This window comes from Actinobacillus succinogenes 130Z, from assembly GCF_000017245.1.
Lineage (GTDB): Bacteria > Pseudomonadota > Gammaproteobacteria > Enterobacterales > Pasteurellaceae > Exercitatus > Exercitatus succinogenes.
On the sequence record NC_009655.1, the window covers coordinates 1203020 to 1220436 of the forward strand.

Annotated in this window: 12 protein-coding genes, 1 tRNA gene and 1 other RNA gene; 5 read left to right on the plus strand and 9 right to left on the minus strand. The window is 43.9% G+C overall.

Annotated features, from left to right (window positions below):
* Positions 1–73: 73 nt before the first annotated feature.
* Complete coding sequence (locus ASUC_RS05720) at positions 74–1342, plus strand: NRAMP family divalent metal transporter (protein ID WP_012072831.1); 1269 nt, start codon at positions 74–76, stop codon at positions 1340–1342.
* Positions 1343–1386: 44 nt separating this feature from the next.
* Here the strand turns inward: ASUC_RS05720 and uvrB are convergent, their stop codons facing one another.
* Complete coding sequence (gene uvrB, locus ASUC_RS05725; protein ID WP_041834621.1) at positions 1387–3423, minus strand: excinuclease ABC subunit UvrB; 2037 nt, start codon at positions 3421–3423, stop codon at positions 1387–1389.
* 506 nt (positions 3424–3929) lie between these two features.
* Here uvrB and ASUC_RS05730 point away from each other — a divergent pair.
* Together ASUC_RS05730 and ASUC_RS05735 are read left to right on the plus strand one after the other, a co-directional pair.
* A tRNA-Asn gene (locus ASUC_RS05730) sits at positions 3930–4005 on the plus strand.
* 147 nt (positions 4006–4152) lie between these two features.
* Positions 4153–5115, plus strand: a complete 963-nt coding sequence (locus ASUC_RS05735) for a calcium/sodium antiporter (protein WP_012072833.1) — start codon at positions 4153–4155, stop codon at positions 5113–5115.
* A 118-nt stretch (positions 5116–5233) separates the two neighbouring features.
* On the opposite strand, the gene dnaJ is transcribed toward ASUC_RS05735, so the two are convergent.
* From dnaJ to tesB, 5 genes are all read right to left on the minus strand, one after another.
* Positions 5234–6367, minus strand: a complete 1134-nt coding sequence (dnaJ, locus tag ASUC_RS05740) for a molecular chaperone DnaJ (protein ID WP_012072834.1) — start codon at positions 6365–6367, stop codon at positions 5234–5236.
* A gap of 245 nt (positions 6368–6612) precedes the next feature.
* Complete coding sequence (dnaK, locus tag ASUC_RS05745; RefSeq protein ID WP_012072835.1) at positions 6613–8520, minus strand: molecular chaperone DnaK; 1908 nt, start codon at positions 8518–8520, stop codon at positions 6613–6615.
* Between the two features lie 335 nt (positions 8521–8855).
* Positions 8856–9749 (minus strand): RsiV family protein, encoded by an 894-nt coding sequence (locus tag ASUC_RS05750; RefSeq protein WP_041834622.1) that lies wholly within the window; start codon positions 9747–9749, stop codon positions 8856–8858.
* 54 nt (positions 9750–9803) lie between these two features.
* Complete coding sequence (argS, locus tag ASUC_RS05755) at positions 9804–11531, minus strand: arginine--tRNA ligase (RefSeq protein ID WP_012072837.1); 1728 nt, start codon at positions 11529–11531, stop codon at positions 9804–9806.
* 106 nt (positions 11532–11637) lie between these two features.
* Complete coding sequence (gene tesB, locus ASUC_RS05760; protein WP_012072838.1) at positions 11638–12513, minus strand: acyl-CoA thioesterase II; 876 nt, start codon at positions 12511–12513, stop codon at positions 11638–11640.
* Positions 12514–12611: 98 nt separating this feature from the next.
* Here tesB and ffs point away from each other — a divergent pair.
* Positions 12612–12709, plus strand: an RNA gene (gene ffs, locus ASUC_RS11120) — signal recognition particle sRNA small type.
* Positions 12710–12759: 50 nt separating this feature from the next.
* Here ffs and cydC read toward each other — a convergent pair.
* The 3 genes from cydC to ASUC_RS05775 form a co-directional block, all read right to left on the minus strand.
* A complete protein-coding gene (gene cydC, locus ASUC_RS05765) occupies positions 12760–14484 on the minus strand; it encodes a heme ABC transporter ATP-binding protein/permease CydC (RefSeq protein WP_012072839.1) in 1725 nt (574 codons plus the stop codon).
* A 105-nt stretch (positions 14485–14589) separates the two neighbouring features.
* Positions 14590–16350, minus strand: a complete 1761-nt coding sequence (gene cydD / locus ASUC_RS05770) for a heme ABC transporter permease/ATP-binding protein CydD (protein ID WP_012072840.1) — start codon at positions 16348–16350, stop codon at positions 14590–14592.
* A gap of 86 nt (positions 16351–16436) precedes the next feature.
* A complete protein-coding gene (locus tag ASUC_RS05775) occupies positions 16437–16781 on the minus strand; it encodes a hypothetical protein (protein WP_012072841.1) in 345 nt (114 codons plus the stop codon).
* A 155-nt stretch (positions 16782–16936) separates the two neighbouring features.
* Here ASUC_RS05775 and lrp point away from each other — a divergent pair, with 155 nt between their 5' ends.
* Positions 16937–17416, plus strand: coding sequence for a leucine-responsive transcriptional regulator Lrp (gene lrp / locus ASUC_RS05780; RefSeq protein WP_012072842.1), 480 nt, complete (start codon positions 16937–16939; stop codon positions 17414–17416).
* Position 17417 lies beyond the last annotated feature (1 nt).

Consider the following 17417-nt stretch of genomic DNA (forward strand, 5'->3'; position numbering starts at 1 on the left):
TTTGCGGTTCTCATTGTAAAAAGTTTAAAAACAGGTAGAATCTGTTCACTCTTTTATACTTCTTATACAAATCATGAATATACAAAATACCGAGAAATCATCTTGGAAATTAAGATTAGGGGCATTAGGCCCGGGGATTCTTATGGCATCCGCAGCGGTAGGCGGTTCACATATTATTATGTCAACTCAGGCCGGAGCAATGTACGGATGGCAATTAGTTTTAATTATTATTCTGGCGAATTTATTTAAATATCCGTTTTTCCGCTTTGGCGCACAGTACACGCTCGACAGCCGCAAGACATTATTAGAGGGGTATTTGGAAAAAGGAAAACTCTATCTATGGCTTTTCTTTTTACTTAATGTTTTTGCAACAATTATTAATACTGCTGCTGTAGGATTGCTTTGCGCGACAATTTTAACTTTCGTATTGCCTGTCACAGTCCCTATTCCGGTCTTAAGCTTAATTGTTATCACTGTAAGTACCTTTATTTTATTACTCGGGAAATACCGTATTTTAGATAGCCTGTCTAAATTGATAATGATTACTCTGACGGTGACAACAGTGATCGCCGTATTAATTGCATTTTTGCGTAATGGTATACAAGGCGTAGCGCAATCCGATTTTGTCGCACCAACTCCCTGGAATCTTGGTTCGCTGGGATTGGGCTTTATTGTGGCGTTAATGGGGTGGATGCCGGCTCCGATTGAAATCTCGGCATTGAACTCCATGTGGGTAACGGCAAAACGCCGCTTGACCGAAATTTCTTACAAAGACGGGATTTTTGATTTTAATGTCGGTTTCATTGGTACTTCCGTACTGGCTTTAGTTTTTTTGGCTTTGGGCGCATTAGTACAATTCGGTTCCGGCGAGCAAGTGCAAATGATTGGTGGAAAGTATATTGCACAACTGATCAATATGTATGCGTCGACTATCGGAGAGTGGGCACGCGGTTTAATTGCATTTATTGCATTTATGTGTATGTTCGGTACCACCATCACGGTAATTGACGGTTATTCGAGAACCAACGTGGAAAGCTTACGGTTACTTCTGGGCAGTAAAGAAAGTTCGCCTAGAATTTTGAATATTGCCATTATTTTGGCCGCGCTTTCCGGCTTAGCCGTGATTTTTTACTTTAATAATGCGGTAGGTCCGATGTTGAAATTTGCGATGATTGCTTCTTTTGTTTCCGCACCATTATTTGCCTGGTTAAACTTTTCTCTGGTATTGCAAGGTGAACATAAAGTTCGTGGGGGATTGTTCTGGCTTTCTGTCGCAGGTTTGATTTTTTTGAGCGGATTCGCTATTTTATTCATTCTGAATCAGTCCGGTTTGTTAGCGTAAATAAAAATCCTAGCTGAATGGCTAGGATTTTCTTGTAATTTACTTTACTCAAGTTTATCCAACATGAATTCCTGCCGTAGCTGATGTAGTTGATCGCGCATAGCGGCGGCTTTTTCAAATTCCAAATCTTGAGCGAATTTATACATTTGTTGTTCGAGTTTTTTAATTTGTTTTTGTAATTCTTTAGGGGTTTTAGGTAATTTATAATGTGCGGAAGAATTCTCAATTTTATTACGGCTTTTTCCTTTGTTTCTATTGGAATTTTGGCCGATATCCAATAATTCTCCTACTTTTTTGTTTAACCCCTGCGGAATAATGCCGTGTTCTTCGTTGTATTTCATTTGTTTTTCACGGCGTCGGTTGGTTTCTGTAATGGCTTTATCCATGGACTGAGTAATGCGATCCGCATACAGAATCGCTTTTCCCTTCAGATTACGAGCCGCTCGTCCGATGGTTTGAATGAGCGAACGTTCGGAACGCAGGAAACCTTCCTTATCGGCGTCTAAAATCGCTACCAGTGAAACTTCCGGAATATCCAAACCTTCCCGCAATAAGTTAATCCCCACTAAAACGTCAAATTCACCTAAACGGAGATCCCGGATTATTTCCACCCGTTCTACGGTATCTATATCCGAATGTAAATAACGTACCCGTACACCGTGTTCTTCCAAATAATCCGTTAAATCTTCAGCCATACGCTTGGTAAGCGTAGTGACTAAAATCCGTTCGTTTTTCTCCGCTCTTTGCCGCGATTCGGAAAGTAAATCATCCACTTGAATAGCTACCGGACGAATTTCAATTTCAGGATCCAATAAGCCGGTAGGACGGACAACCTGATCGATAATCTCCGAACCGGATTTTTCCAATTCATAAGGCCCAGGCGTAGCCGAAACATAAATAGTTTGCGGTGCTAATCGTTCGAATTCTTCAAAACGCAATGGACGGTTATCTAATGCGGAAGGCAAACGAAAACCGTATTCAACCAAAGTTTCTTTACGGGAACGATCGCCTCGGTACATTCCTCCTATTTGCGGTACGGTAACATGGCTTTCGTCAATAATTAATAAACCGTCCGCCGGAACATAATCGAATAAAGTCGGAGGCGGTTCGCCTTCATTGCGACCGGATAAATAGCGAGAGTAGTTTTCGATACCGGAACAATATCCTAATTCGTTCATCATTTCGATATCAAATAATGTTCGTTGAGTGATTCGTTGTTCTTCCAATAATTTATTTTCTTTGATGAAATATTCGCGACGTTTAGCTAATTCCGTTTTAATTTTTTCTATGGCATCCAGAATTTGTTCGCGTGGTGTCACATAGTGGGTTTTCGGATAAACCGTAAATCGCGGAATACGTCCAAAACCGGTACCGGTGAGCGGATCAAATAGACTTAAGCGTTCTATTTCATTATCAAAAAGTTCTATACGAACCGCCTGGTCATCACTTTCCGCCGGAAAAATATCGATAATTTCACCACGTACCCGAAATGTACCCCGTTGGAAAGCCTGATCGTTACGCGTATATTGTAATTCTGCCAAACGGGCTAAAATCTGACGTTGATCGATAATGGCGCCTGTTTGTAAATGTAGCATCATTTTCAGATAACTGTCCGGATCTCCTAAGCCGTAAATAGCGGAAACAGAAGCGACTACGATAGTGTCACGGCGTTCCAAGAAAGATTTGGTAGCGGAAAGCCGCATTTGTTCTATTTGATCATTTATAGAGGCATCTTTCTCGATGAAGGTGTCGCTACTGGGTACATAGGCTTCAGGTTGATAGTAATCGTAATAGGATACAAAGTATTCCACTGCGTTTTCCGGAAAAAATGTTTTCATTTCCGCATAAAGCTGGGCGGCCAGTGTTTTATTGGGCGCCAGTAACATTGCCGGACGGTTTAATTGCGCAATGACATTTGCAATGGTGAAGGTTTTTCCCGAGCCTGTTACGCCGAGCAAGGTTTGATGTGCCAAACCGTCGTTAAGATTTTCCACGAGTTTTGCTATAGCTGAAGGTTGATCGCCGGAAGGCTTAAAATCGGAATGAAGAATAAAAGGTTTCGTATTAATTTTATGTGCCATTTTAGGATACTGATCTCTTATAAAGTAGGTGTATTTTATCATATTTTTTACAGGATTTCAGACCGGAAAATCCTAGGTTTTACACAGGGTTAGAAAAGTCAAGCTGTGTAAGCGGAAATTTTGATAAAAATTTATTTTAAATTTTATGGAATTTTTTTAAGTTATTGAAATATAAGGAAATGTTATTTTGCGACCAATTTTAAGTTCGGTGAAAACAACCCTAGATTTTATAAGGCTTGCGGCATTTTCTCAAAAAAGAATTCACAGAGTTATCCACAGGTTGTGTGGATAGAAAAGTGCGGTTGAAAAAACGAAGTTTTTTGAATTTTAGGGTTGACATTCGGGAGTAAGATTATTATTATTCGCGACCTATCAAAGTTAACTATGTTGAATTTATAGCTGAAACGATGGTGAATATTGAGCATAATATACTATCGGACGGTGAATCATAAAAAATAAAGAATATGTGTCATTTCGGCAAGTTAAGTTAGCGATTACAAGTTTATTCCTCCTTAGTTCAGTCGGTAGAACGGTGGACTGTTAATCCATATGTCGCAGGTTCGAGTCCCGCAGGAGGAGCCATTTTTCTTTTGGTAAATGCTTATTTGTCTCCTTTGATAAGTATTTATAATCAACCAAAAGCTTTTAGCCCGAATTTTTCGGGCTTTTATTTTTTCAGCCCTATTTACTGGCATTTATTATCAGCAAGTTATAATCTCGGAGAGTACTATGATTTTCCCCTCCTTAGCCATTATTGCCGGACTATTATTATTAATTTGGTCCGCCGATCGTTTTGTGGATAGTGCCGCGGCCGTAGCGCGTCATTTCGGTATGCCGCAACTGTTAATCGGTATCGTAATTATTGGATTCGGTACTTCCGCACCGGAAATGATTGTGTCGGCGATTTCCGCAATTAATCATAATCCGGGAATCGCCTTAGGGAATGCTTACGGCTCGAATATTACCAATATTGCGTTAATTTTGGGGTGTACCGCATTAATTTCGCCTTTAGCCGTCAATTCGCAAGTGTTAAAGCAAGAATTACCGATGTTGCTTTTCATTACCGCGATTTCCGCTTTCCTGATTTATGACGCCTCGGTTTCTCGTACGGATGCGTTTATTTTATTACTGATTTTTATCTTGTATATGGGGTGGAGTATTTGGCATGGTTTAACCCGAAAATCCGATACCTTGGTTGGAGATTTACAGGAACATTTAAGTACACAGGAATATATGCCGTTAGGTATATCATTGCTTTGGTTGTTTGTCGGATTGCTTCTATTAATGGGCAGTTCGCAATTATTGGTCTGGGGAGCGGTCGAAGTGGCAAAATACTTCGGTATCAGTGATTTGGTTATCGGACTTACTATCGTTGCTATCGGTACATCATTGCCCGAGTTAGCCTCCTCTTTAATGGCTGCACGTAAGGGCGAAGTGGATCTTGCCGTAGGCAATATTATCGGTTCCAATTTATTTAACACATTGGCTGTCGTGGGTATTGCCGGTGCGATTTCGCCTATTCATGCTGGACAAGAAGTCTTTTCACGCGATATGCTGGTGATGTCGGTGTTAACGGTATTATTACTGATTTTCGGTTTCGGCAAAAGAGGGCGGATTAATCGTTTTGAAGGTTTAGTCTTCCTGCTGATGTATATCGGGTATAATTTCTATTTGTTCAAAACCGCTTTTTGACTAGGCGCTGTCATGAAAGATAAAAAGTTTTAGCATAATAAAGGATTACAGTTAAAATTCGTTAAAATTTTTGACCGCACTTAATAAATAAGGCGTATCCGTAAGATACGCCTATTGCTTATTTGCCTAAGTTATCAAAGAACTTTTTCACACCGTCAAGGAAACTTGAAGATTTAGGACGTTGTGTCGTTTTACCTTCAAGACTGGCTTCCAGTTTGTGCAGCAGATCTTTTTGTTCGTCCGTCAGTTTCACCGGTGTCTCTACCGTGATTTTGCAGATTAAATCGCCCGAATAGCCGGAGCGCATAGCGGTAATTCCTTTGCCGCGCATACGGAACATCGTACCGGTTTGCGTACCTTCAGGTATTTTGAGTTTTGCCCGTCCGTCCAATGTCGGCACTTCAATTTCACCGCCCAATGCCGCTTGAGTAAAGCTGATTGGCACTTCACAATAAAGATTGTTACCGTCGCGTTCAAAAATATGATGTTCTTTTACATGGATAACCACATATAAGTCGCCAGCCGGTGCACCGTTTTCACCTGCCGCCCCTTTACCGGCCAAACGTAATTGGTTACCGGTATCGACACCCGCCGGAATTTTAACGGACAGACTTTCGGTTTTGTGTACGCGACCGTCGCCGTGACATTTTTTACAAGGTTTTTCGATTTTTTTACCGGTTCCGTGACAGTGAGGACAGGTGGTTTCTGTCATAAAGAACCCTTGTTGACGGCGGACCCGCCCGTGTCCGTGACACGTCGGACAAGTTTCTACTTTCGATCCTTTTTCTGCGCCGCTACCGTTACAATGATCACAAGTTGCCAGGGTTTGAATCTGAATATCTTTGGTAATGCCACGAACAGCCTCTTCCAGCGTAATTTCAATATCGTAGCGTAAATCGTCTCCGCGCACTACGCGTTGACGACTGGAACCGCCACCGAACATTTCACTGAAGATATCTTCAAACCCGCCGAAACCGCCAAAGCCGCCGCCGAATCCACCGGCACCCGCACCACCGAAACCGCCTTGTTCAAAGGCTGCATGACCGTATTGATCATAAGCGGCACGTTTTTCTTTATCGCTTAGAATTTCATAGGCTTCATTGATTTCTTTGAATTTTTCTTCGCTTGTTTTATCCCCTTTAGTGCGGTCAGGGTGGTATTTCATGGCAAGACGTTTGTAAGCTTTTTTTATCGCTTTTTCGTCCGCACCACGTTCCACACCAAGGATTTCGTAATAGTCTTGTTTTGCCATTTTATATATACCGAAAGGGCGGTATGTCGCCCTTAATTATAATTATTATAAGGAGTAGCGCATACGCCCGTGGATATTATTCAGGGGTACGCAATACGTACAAATCGGAATGATTGATAACCTGTTAATGGAACCTTTCTGAAGTGTCTCCGTGATTGTTTAACAACCGCCGGGAGACGAACACTATAGAAATTTTGATATTAATTGGGGGCGTATGCAATACGCCCCTGTCTTATTGTTGATAATTATTTATTATCTTTTACTTCTTCAAATTCCGCATCAACTACACCGTCGTCGTTTCCGCCTTGGGATTGTTGACCTTGCGTATTTGCCTGCGCTTGTTGTTGAGCGGCTTGCATTAATTTTTCGGAAACTTGGATTAAGGCTTGACTTTTCGCTTCAATCGCGTCTTTGTCATCGCCTTTCACCGCATCTTCCAATTCGCTGACCGCTTTTTCAATCGGCGCTTTGTCGTCTGCGGATAATTTATCGCCGGCTTCCGTTAATTGTTTACGGGTTGCGTGAACCAGTGCGTCCGCTTGGTTACGCGCCTGAACCAATTCTTCAAATTTACGATCCGCATCGGCGTTCGCTTCCGCATCACGTACCATTTGTTGAATTTCTTCATCGCTTAAACCTGAAGAAGCTTTAATCGTAATTTGTTGTTCTTTACCGGTACCTTTATCTTTCGCCGAAACGTGGATAATACCGTCCGCATCAATATCGAAAGTCACTTCAATTTGCGGCATACCGCGCGGAGCCGGGTTAATACCTTCAAGGTTGAATTGACCCAACGATTTGTTGGCACTGGCTTGTTTGCGTTCACCTTGTAAGACATGAATAGTCACCGCACTTTGGTTATCTTCCGCCGTTGAGAACACTTGTGATTTTTTAGTCGGAATCGTGGTGTTTTTCTCAATCAGAGTTGTCATTACGCCACCCATGGTTTCGATACCTAATGATAACGGTGTAACGTCTAACAATAATACGTCGGTTACATTACCGGATAACACGCCGCCTTGAACTGCCGCACCTACTGCAACCGCTTCATCCGGATTCACGTCTTTACGCGGTTCTTTACCGAAGAATTCGGCCACTTTTTGTTGCACCAACGGCATACGGGTTTGACCGCCCACCAAAATGACGTCGTCGATTTCAGAAACGCTTAAGCCGGCGTCTTTCAGTGCGACTTTCACAGGTTCCATCGAACGAGCCACCAAATCTTCCACTAACGCTTCCAATTTTGCACGGGTTAATTTAATGTTTAAGTGTTTAGGACCAGTCGCATCCGCTGTGATGTAAGGTAAGTTCACATCAGTTTGTTGTGCGGAAGACAATTCGATTTTGGCTTTTTCACCCGCTTCTTTCAAACGCTGCATTGCTAACGGATCGTTACGTAAATCTACGCCTTGTTCTTTTTTGAATTCGTCAACCAAATAGTTGATTACACGGTTATCGAAGTCTTCGCCGCCTAAGTGAGTATCACCGTTAGTTGCCAGTACTTCGAAGGTTTTTTCGCCGCCGACTTCATCAATTTCGATGATAGATAAGTCGAAGGTACCGCCGCCTAAGTCGTAAACCGCAATAGTTTGGTTGCCCTTGCCTTTATCCAGCCCGTAAGCCAATGCGGCGGCAGTCGGTTCGTTAATAATACGTTTAACGTCTAAACCGGCAATACGACCGGCATCCTTGGTTGCCTGGCGTTGTGCGTCGTTAAAGTATGCAGGAACGGTGATTACCGCTTCGGTAACCGTTTCACCCAAGAAATCTTCCGCCGTTTTTTTCATTTTTTTCAATACTTCGGCAGAAACTTGCGGTGGCGCCAGTTTATCACCTTTCACATCAACCCATGCGTCGCCGTTATCCGCTCTGATGATTTTGAACGGCATAATGTCAACGTCGCGTTGTACTTCATTGTCTTCAAAACGACGACCGATTAAACGCTTGATTGCGAATAAGGTATTTTTTGGATTGGTTACCGCTTGACGTTTTGCAGGTTGACCGACTAATGTTTCGTTATCATTTGTGTATGCAATAATTGAAGGGGTTGTACGATCTCCCTCTGCATTTTCAATTACGCGCGGTTTGTCACCGTCCATCACCGCAACACAAGAATTTGTTGTACCTAAGTCAATACCGATAATTTTACCCATTTTGTTTCTCCTAGTTTTAATCTGTTTCACAGAACGTCTCTGCGTTCTAACGTGATATTAAGATGTGGATTGCAATTTCTTTTTCAAGAGGTATTTTTAAAAATTTTTCAATTTATTAAAGGCAGTGCGGCGCAATCCGTCTTGTTTTGAAAAATGGGGGAGTGAATGTGAAATTCAAGGGAAGAATTGAAATTTTTGCGGAAAAATCCCATATTGACGGCAAAATAGTATGGCAATATGAGATTCCGCGTTTTTATTGTGTACGAATCAGGTACTGATTCGACGTTTGATTCGGTCTAAAGTGTGGTTAAAAAATTGAACGTTTTTTGAGGCGCTTACCACACATATTCAGGTTTCAGCCATTGGCGTGCGGCGGACCAAGGCAATAACAGTTGAATTTCGCCTTCCGCATAAGAACCGATAGCATAAGGCGTATAACTGAACGTTATCCCTTGAGTACCGAAATGAAAATCCGCTGACACCTCGAATTCCTCTTTTGACACAAAATAATCGGTTTCGTTGTGTATGCCGTTTTTCGCATTATAGAGTTTATAGGCGCCCCATAAGGCGTCTTTCACTTTGGCGAGATTTTCGTTGCCGAAAGCGGAAGTTAAGTTAATGACGGTTTTTTTATCCGTATCAATATTGATGTAATTAGTCCAGCCCATAGGATGTGCGCCGCCGCCATCAACGAAAGTAACTTGCTCGAAAGTGACAATATTTTGCCGTTGCCCGATATAACGCATGATTTGCGAGTAATCGTTGGCGCGGTTTTCAAAGGTCTCGGCACTTTTACGGGCGGATTCGAATTGGCGGGCGAAAATCGCCTGTAATCTGGCTTTGGGATCCTGAATTTCCTCAATTTTCTGTTTGTCGGCATGATTGGCGGTATTAAAATAATCCGTGGCGATTTTGTTATAAATCAGTTCGTTTAACCACTGTATTCCGGTATCAACCAGAATCACTTTTACGGAAGCCGTGCTTTCTGTCACGAAATCCTGCGGTTTGGGATCCATACGTTTAAATTCTTCGGAACGATTAAAAATTTCCAGCGGTTTTACCCATAATGCGGGAATTTCCGACCGCACTTTTGTTAACTCGTCCTGTGCTTGCGCTAAATCCGTTTTTAACTGTTCCGCCTGTTGCAGCTTTATTTGAGTTTCTTCGTCGTGACAGCCGGAAAGCACGACGGCAGATAATACTAAAATGGCAGATAACGTTTTTTTCATATTTTCCCCCTTAGAAAAATCCCTCTTCATATTGAAGAGGGAATCGTTGAAAATTTACATTTTTTCGACAGTTTTAATACCCAGTAAATCCAAACCTTGTTTCAAGGTTTTTGCGGCTAACGCCGCCAATTTCAGACGACTGTTTTTAATCGGCCGTTCCGCATTTAAAATCGGACAGGCTTCGTAAAAAGCGGAGAACATGCCGGCCAGTTCGTATAAATACTGGCACAGAATATGCGGCATACCGTCTTTAGCCACGCCGTTAAGCGCTTCTTCAAATTGCAATAATTTGATGACCAGTACGCGTTCTTTATCGTCCGTTAATACAATATCGTCATTCAGACTGTTTGGCTCAATGCCTGCGCGGGCGAAGATGGAACGAATGCGAGTATAGGCGTATTGCATATAAGGTGCCGTGTTGCCTTCAAAGGTTAACATATTATCCCAGTCGAAAACGTAGTCTGTAGTCCGGTTCTTAGATAAATCGGAATATTTCACCGAACCGATAGCGACAGCTTCCACCACGGCGGCTTTTTCTTCGGCGGTCAGATCCGGATTGCGTTCGGCGATCAGTTTATCGGCGCGTTCTACCGCCTCGTCCAACAGATCTTTTAATTTTACCGTGCCGCCCGTACGGGTTTTGAACGGTTTACCGTCTTTACCCAGCATCATGCCGAAGAACGGGTGCTCCAGGCTGAATGAATCCGGAACGTAACCCGCTTTACGGGTGATAAGCCAGGCTTGTTGCATATGCTGGCTTTGGCGGCTGTCGGAGAAGACCAGTACGCGGTCCGCATGGAGTTTGTGGCAGCGGTATTTTGCCGCGGCGATATCGGTTGTAGTATAAAGGTAGCCGCCGTCTTTTTTCTGTACGATTACGCCCATCGGATCGCCGTCTTTGTTTTTGAATTCGTCCAGATAAACCACCAAGGCGCCGTCGTCTTCTACCGCTAAACCCTGTTTTTTCAGATCCGCGACGATTTCCGGCAACATCGGGTTATACAGACTTTCTCCCATGACATCTTTTTCCGTTAACGTCACGTTTAAGCGATCGTAATTTTCCTGATTGTGGCGCATGGTGATGTCCACCAGTTTTTTCCACATAATACGACAATATTCGTCACCGCTTTGCAGTTTTACCACATAATTACGGGCTTTTTCCGCAAAGGCTTCATCATTGTCATAATGTTCTTTTGCCGCACGATAGAAGGCTTCCAAATCGCTTAATTGCATAGCGGAGGCATTTTCGTTTTCCATTTTTTCCAGATAAGCGATCAGCATACCGAATTGGGTGCCCCAGTCGCCCACATGATTGGCGCGGATGACGTGATTACCTAAAAATTCCAGCGTACGTACCACGGCATCGCCGATAATGGTGGAGCGTAAATGACCTACGTGCATTTCTTTTGCCACGTTAGGAGAAGAATAATCCACTACGATAGTTTGCGGTTTTGCCGTTTTAATCCCAAAATTGACCGCACTTAACATCTCGTCCGCATGGCAGACCAGCCAGTTTTTGCTTAAGAAAATATTGATAAAGCCCGGACCGGCAATTTCTAATTTTTCTGCAATACCGTCGAGATTTAAATTATCCAGCACTTTTTGCGCAAATTCGCGCGGGTTTAATCCTAATTTTTTGGCGGCTCCCATAATGCCGTTCGCCTGATAGTCGCCGAATTGCGGTTTGCCCGATTGACGCACCGCCGGTTCCGCGGGTTGCTGTGCACCTGCGGCAATCATAGCGTGTCGGATTTTTTCTGAAAGAAGTTGTTGAATATTCACATTTAACCTATTTGATTTTTATTGGTTGATTCCCGCCGTTCTTTAAAGCGAGGCGGATTCATCGGATTCAAAATAATTCGTTATGATACCGAACTATTATTGCTTATTAAAGCGTTTTTGTTTGTTCGCTGAAACGGATTAAGCCTTCCTGTTGTGTCGTGGCGATCAAACGTCCGTATTGGTCGAAAATTTGTCCGCGCGATAAGCCGCGGGCGGCATAGGCATTATTACTTTCAATGGCATACAGCATCCAATCGTTTAAATCGAAACTGCGGTGAAACCAAATACTGTGGTCGATGGTGGCGACTTTCATACCATGTTGCAGAAATCCTTTTTCGTGGGGATGAAGTGCGGTCAAAATACAGTGAAAATCGGAAAAATACGCTAACAGACATTTTTGAATATTGGCATCAATCGGTGCTTCGCCGTTGGTTCGCACCCAAACGAACTGCTCCGGTGGCAGCTTTTGCCCGTGGAACGGATTGTTAATGTATTTAGAACGGATTTCAAAGGGACGTTCCGCTAAAAATTTATCGCGTACGTTTTCCGGTATAAAAAGGGCCGCTTGTTTGAGTGCCGAACTTTCGGAAATCCATTCTTCCGGCGAATCTACCTGCGGCATTTTGCTTTGGTGTTCGAAACCGTATTCTTCTACTTGGAACGAAGCGGTTACATGGCAAATCGGTCGGTTATGTTGAATGGCTTTTACCCGTAAAGCGGTGAAATTATGTCCTTCGCGCAGGGTTTCAACATCGTAAATAATCGGATAACTGCTGTCGCCGGGCGCTAAGAAATAAGCATGGCAGGAATGTAACGCGCGATTAGGCGAAGCAACCTGCATAGCGGCGGAAAGCGCCTGAGCCACTACTTGCCCGCCGAATACCTGGCGGAAGCCCAAATCTTCGCAGTTGCCGCGGAATAGTCCGTCGTCCAGCTTTTCCAATTTCAGTAAGGTAATTAATTTGTTTAATGCGGTTGACATAATATTTCCTTTTTCATTTGCATTTTCGGGACGATTCACGCATAATACGCCCCACTAAGCCGGTGTGCGAAAGCTCATCGGTTAGTTCGATGGGAACCTCCTCGGTCTCTCGCAATGGTCTCCGGTTTACTCGGTCAGGTTCGGAAGAAAGCAGCCAAAGCCGGAATTTCCGTGTGCCGAGAATCACTGGGGAGGTTTCCGCCCATCCGGGGATGGAAATATCCGCGCAAACCCCGTTTTATTCCGTTAAATTCTTTCCATTAATTGTTTAAACAGACAATTTTCCCGTTCCATTAATTCATCAAAATGCCCGTTTTCAATCAAACGGCTGTCATCAACGACACAAATTTGATCAAATTGTTCAATGGCCGTTAATCGGTGTGTCACCATGATTAAGGTTTTTTCTTTGGCGTGTTCGAAAATAAGCTGCAAAATATGACGCTCCGTTTCGCGATCCAGCCCTTCCGTCGGTTCGTCCAATAATAAAATCGGCGCATCGCTTAATAAAATTCGTGCCAGGCCTAAACGCCGCTGTTCACCGCCGGAAAGCGGGCGTCCGCCGTCGCCGAGCCATTGTTCCAACCCTTGTTCCGCAAGATTTTGCAGACCGGTCTGATTTAACGCGTTTAGCATTTGCTGATCCGTCAATTTCGTATGATTTGCCAGTTGTAAATTGTTACGCAGGCTATCGCTGAATATATGTACGCGTTGGGTTAGAAACGCCGTTTGCGCACGTAACGCGCTTTCGCTATAGGCGGAAATAGGTTGTCCGGCCAATAAAATGTCGCCGCTGTCGGGAACATAATGACGCACCAGTAACTGCAGTAATGTCGATTTGCCACTGCCCGTTTTACCTAATACGGCAACTTTAGTCCCGCGCAGAATTTGCAAATTCAACTGATTTAACGCAATGTGGGTGCGTTCGGGATAGCGGAATGTGACTTGTTGTATGTCAAATAAAACACGGGTATTTTTGACCGCACTTTGAGTGCCGGAAAAGTCTACCGGCGGTTTTTGTCGAACGATATCGCTTACCCGTTCGGCGGAGGCTATCACTTGCCCGATATGCAGAAACGCTGCGCCAAGCGGCATTAAAATTTCAAATGCCGCTAATGCGGACATGGTGAATAGGGCGATAAAGGCGAATTGTTCGAGCTCCGATCCGAACTCGACGGAGGCAGCCAACCACAGGGTAAGCACGACCAATAATCCGTTAAAAAACATGAAAAGTGCGGTGGATAATCCCGACAAATTACTTTCCCGCTGTTGATATGCCTGCCAGTGCCGTTCCGTTTGAACCAATTCGTCTTGTAATGCGGAGGACGCGTGGAACAGCAACAGTTCCGCCTGCGCCTGAATAAATTCCACAAACTGTTCCCGGTAACGGGCGCGGGATTGGGTCAGTTTTGCACCGAATTGTCTACCGAGACGGTAAAAAACGACGGGCATGATCAATAGCAGAATTAACAAGGTGCCGCCGATAAAAAGGGCAAGAGATAAATTGAAAAAACTTAATCCGAACGTCATAAAAATAATTACCGCCACCGCACTGATAAAGGGTGCGATCAGGCGTAGATACAGACTGTCCAAAGTATCGACATCCGCCACCAGACGGTTCAGCAAATCACTGTTGCGGTAACGGTTTAACACGGCAGGAGACAGCGGAATGATTTTCTCGAATACCCGTACGCGTAATTTGGCCAGAATACGAAATGTAGCGTCATGTGTGACCAAACGTTCAAAATAACGGGCGGCGGTGCGTCCGATGGCTAAACCGCGCACGCCGGCGGACGGATAGAAAAAGTTAAACAGCGTTCCCGCACCGGCAATGGCGGTAGCAGCCAAAAACCAGCCTGACAAAGAAAGTAAACCGATGCCGGCGGCAAGCCCGGTGATCATCAGTATCACGCCGAATATCAAAGAAATTTTAGCATGACGGAACAGTTTTAGATAGGGAAGTAATGTACGCATTTTATTGCCGGTTTCCTTAAAAATTATGTTTTTTGCGACCGTTCTTTGATTGCCTTGTCGCTTATGAATTATGTGTAAAGTGCGGTCAAATTTTTTACTGTTTTTTTATTGAATATCCTGATTGCGTTGATTGAGCAGTTCGGCAAAATAACCTTGCCGGCTTAATTCGTCAAAAGCTCCTTGCTGCACGATTTGTCCCTGCTGCATCACCAGAATTTGATCGCATTGTTTTAAGTCTTCAATACGGTGGGTAATCATCACTGTCGTATGGGTGTGATGAATGGTATTCAGCGCTTGTAATACCTGATTTTCCGATTGCGCATCCAGACTTGCCGTCGGTTCGTCCAATAACAGCAAATTTCCTTTGCGTAACAGCGCGCGGGCGATGGCTAAACGTTGTGCCTGTCCGACGGAAATACCTAAACCGCCGTCTTTAATTTCACCGGTTAAACCTAATTTATCGCTAAATTCTTTTGCATTTGCCTGTTGCAATGCGGCATCGATTTCCTTTTGTTCCGCTTGAATCCCGCCGAGCAATAAATTATCTAAAATCGAACCGTGCAACAACAACGGATTTTGTCCGACCCAGGCAATTTGTTTGCGCCAGGCGGTCATATCCGCTTGCTTGAGCTCTACGCCGTTAATTTTCAGGCTGCCTTCATAAGCCAGAAAACCCAGCAAAGCATTGATCAGCGAGGTTTTCCCGGCGCCGCTTTGCCCCACCAGCGCCGTGTGGCTTTGAGCGGCAATGCGGAAATTAAGCGGTTGAGTTAAGGGCGCACCTTGCGGTGAAAGTACCACCAAATTTTGGGCTGAAATTTCCACCGCACCTTGATGCGGAATATGAGCGGTTTGTCGCGGCGGGAATGAGGTTTCCGTTTCTAAAAATGTCACAACGGCATCCGCCGCGCCGATAGCGGCGGAACGATCGTGGTAATAAGTGCCTAAATCCCGTAACGGTTGATAAAATTCGGGTGCAAGAATTAAGCAGAAAAAGCCGACGAATAAGGTTATATCGGCGGACAGCCGCCCGAATTCGATTTGTCCTAAATAACTGAAACCGAAATACACCGCCATAATAGCGATGGAAACGGAAGTGAAGAATTCCAGCACGGCGGAAGACAGAAACGCCATTTTTAACACATCCATGGTGGTTTTGCGGAAATCTTCCGTGCTTTGTTCGATATGTCGGGTTTGTTCCGAAGTGCGGTCGAAAAGACGCAAAGTTTCTAAACCGCGCAGGCGATCCAGAAATTGCGCACTCAACTTTGCCAGCGTATCCATATTCTGCTGGCTTTTATCCGCAGCGGCGATGCCGACCAAAATCATAAATAGCGGCACCAGCGGTGCGGTGATCAGCATAATTAAGCCGGCAATCCAGTTTAACGGAAAGACGGCAATCAAAATAATGCACGGTACGATGACGGACAGCATTTGCTGGGGCAGGTAACGGGCATAAAAATTATGCAGATTTTCCACCTGTTCCAACATCAACGTCGCCCAGCTTCCCGCCGGTTTACCGTTGATAACGGCAGGACCGACGGCGTGGATTTTGTCCAGAATTCGGCGACGAATAATGTTGCGTAATTTTTGACCGCACTTAAAGCCTATTCTTTCCCGGATATAAAGTATGCCGGCGCGCAGTACGAAACAGGCAAATAAACCGATAAATTGCGGAAGCAACGCGGAACGCGCACTGTGTTCGATGATTAAAGCGTGCAGTAATGAAGCCAATAACCAAGTCTGAACCACTAAAATCAATGAGGAAAAAGCCGCCAGTGCGATATTCAGATTCAGCTCGTTTTTGATGGTTTTTTGCTGCGAACGCAGCCATTTAAACAGATATTTTTGACGGGATTTTTCCATGTTTCGCTAAAGTAGAATATAGTTGGTTATAACAGAAATTAATGCGGGGGATTCTACAAGATTTTAGAAAAACATGCACTTAAAACCTAAATACATCCTCCGCAGCTGCCGCAACGCCAGTCTTCTTTGTTTACCGCACGGTAGAAATAACGCATGGTTTCCTCTTCAATAGGAATATAGTGTTCGATAAATACGTCGGCCAGCCAATCGGCATTTTCGATAATCCAGTCGTCTTCGTTCAACCCTTCGCGGTATAACTCGTCTTCCGGATCGATAAAATTGTAAATGCCGTCGGTACCCATATCTTCGGTGCGTTTATTTTCCGGTAATAGCACGGGTAAACCTTCATAGGAAATATCCCAGTGTCCTAAACAAAGGGTATTGCCGACGATTGACCATTTGGCTTGAAAAGGATTGTTCCGGTTAGCCATTTTTAACTCCTTTTGTTTTTTATCCGTTAACTATACTCCGATAATCAGAATTAAAAATACATAAAATTAGGCAAATATTCCGGTTTAATATGCTGATAGAAACAAAAAAATCATGTAAACTTAACAGAATTTTATTCTATTAAACGGTGAATTTTGTGGATAAAAAATTGCCTAAAGCACTTGATGCTATCGATATTAAAATTTTAAATGAGTTGCAACATAACGGAAAAATCTCGAATATTGATTTATCCAAAAAAGTGGGGTTGTCGCCGACGCCTTGTTTGGAACGGGTGAAACGCCTGGAAAAGCAAGGGGTGATTATGGGGTACCGTGCGTTGCTGAATCCGGAATTGCTGAATGCGCCGCTGTTGGTGATTGTGGAAATTACCTTGATTCGCGGTAAACCGGACGTATTTGAAGAATTTAATGCCGCTGTGCAGGAATTGGACGAAATACAGGAATGCCATTTGGTCTCCGGCGATTTCGACTATTTGTTGAAAACCCGGGTCGCCGATATGGCGGCATACCGCAAATTGCTGGGTACTACCTTGTTGCGCTTGCCCGGTGTGAACGACACCCGCACTTATGTGGTCATGGAAGAAGTCAAACAGACGAATTTTTTACAGCTGAAATAAC

Coding starts and splice junctions, on each gene's coding strand:
- cydD (WP_012072840.1), bottom strand. CDS start 16,350: ATGGAAAAATCCCGTCAAAAATATCTGTTTAAATGGCTGCGTTCGCAG.
- uvrB (WP_041834621.1), bottom strand. CDS start 3,423: ATGGCACATAAAATTAATACGAAACCTTTTATTCTTCATTCCGATTTT.
- ASUC_RS05720 (WP_012072831.1), top strand. CDS start 74: ATGAATATACAAAATACCGAGAAATCATCTTGGAAATTAAGATTAGGG.
- ASUC_RS05735 (WP_012072833.1), top strand. CDS start 4,153: ATGATTTTCCCCTCCTTAGCCATTATTGCCGGACTATTATTATTAATT.
- tesB (WP_012072838.1), bottom strand. CDS start 12,513: ATGTCAACCGCATTAAACAAATTAATTACCTTACTGAAATTGGAAAAG.
- ASUC_RS05750 (WP_041834622.1), bottom strand. CDS start 9,749: ATGAAAAAAACGTTATCTGCCATTTTAGTATTATCTGCCGTCGTGCTT.
- cydC (WP_012072839.1), bottom strand. CDS start 14,484: ATGCGTACATTACTTCCCTATCTAAAACTGTTCCGTCATGCTAAAATT.
- dnaK (WP_012072835.1), bottom strand. CDS start 8,520: ATGGGTAAAATTATCGGTATTGACTTAGGTACAACAAATTCTTGTGTT.
- ASUC_RS05775 (WP_012072841.1), bottom strand. CDS start 16,781: ATGGCTAACCGGAACAATCCTTTTCAAGCCAAATGGTCAATCGTCGGC.
- dnaJ (WP_012072834.1), bottom strand. CDS start 6,367: ATGGCAAAACAAGACTATTACGAAATCCTTGGTGTGGAACGTGGTGCG.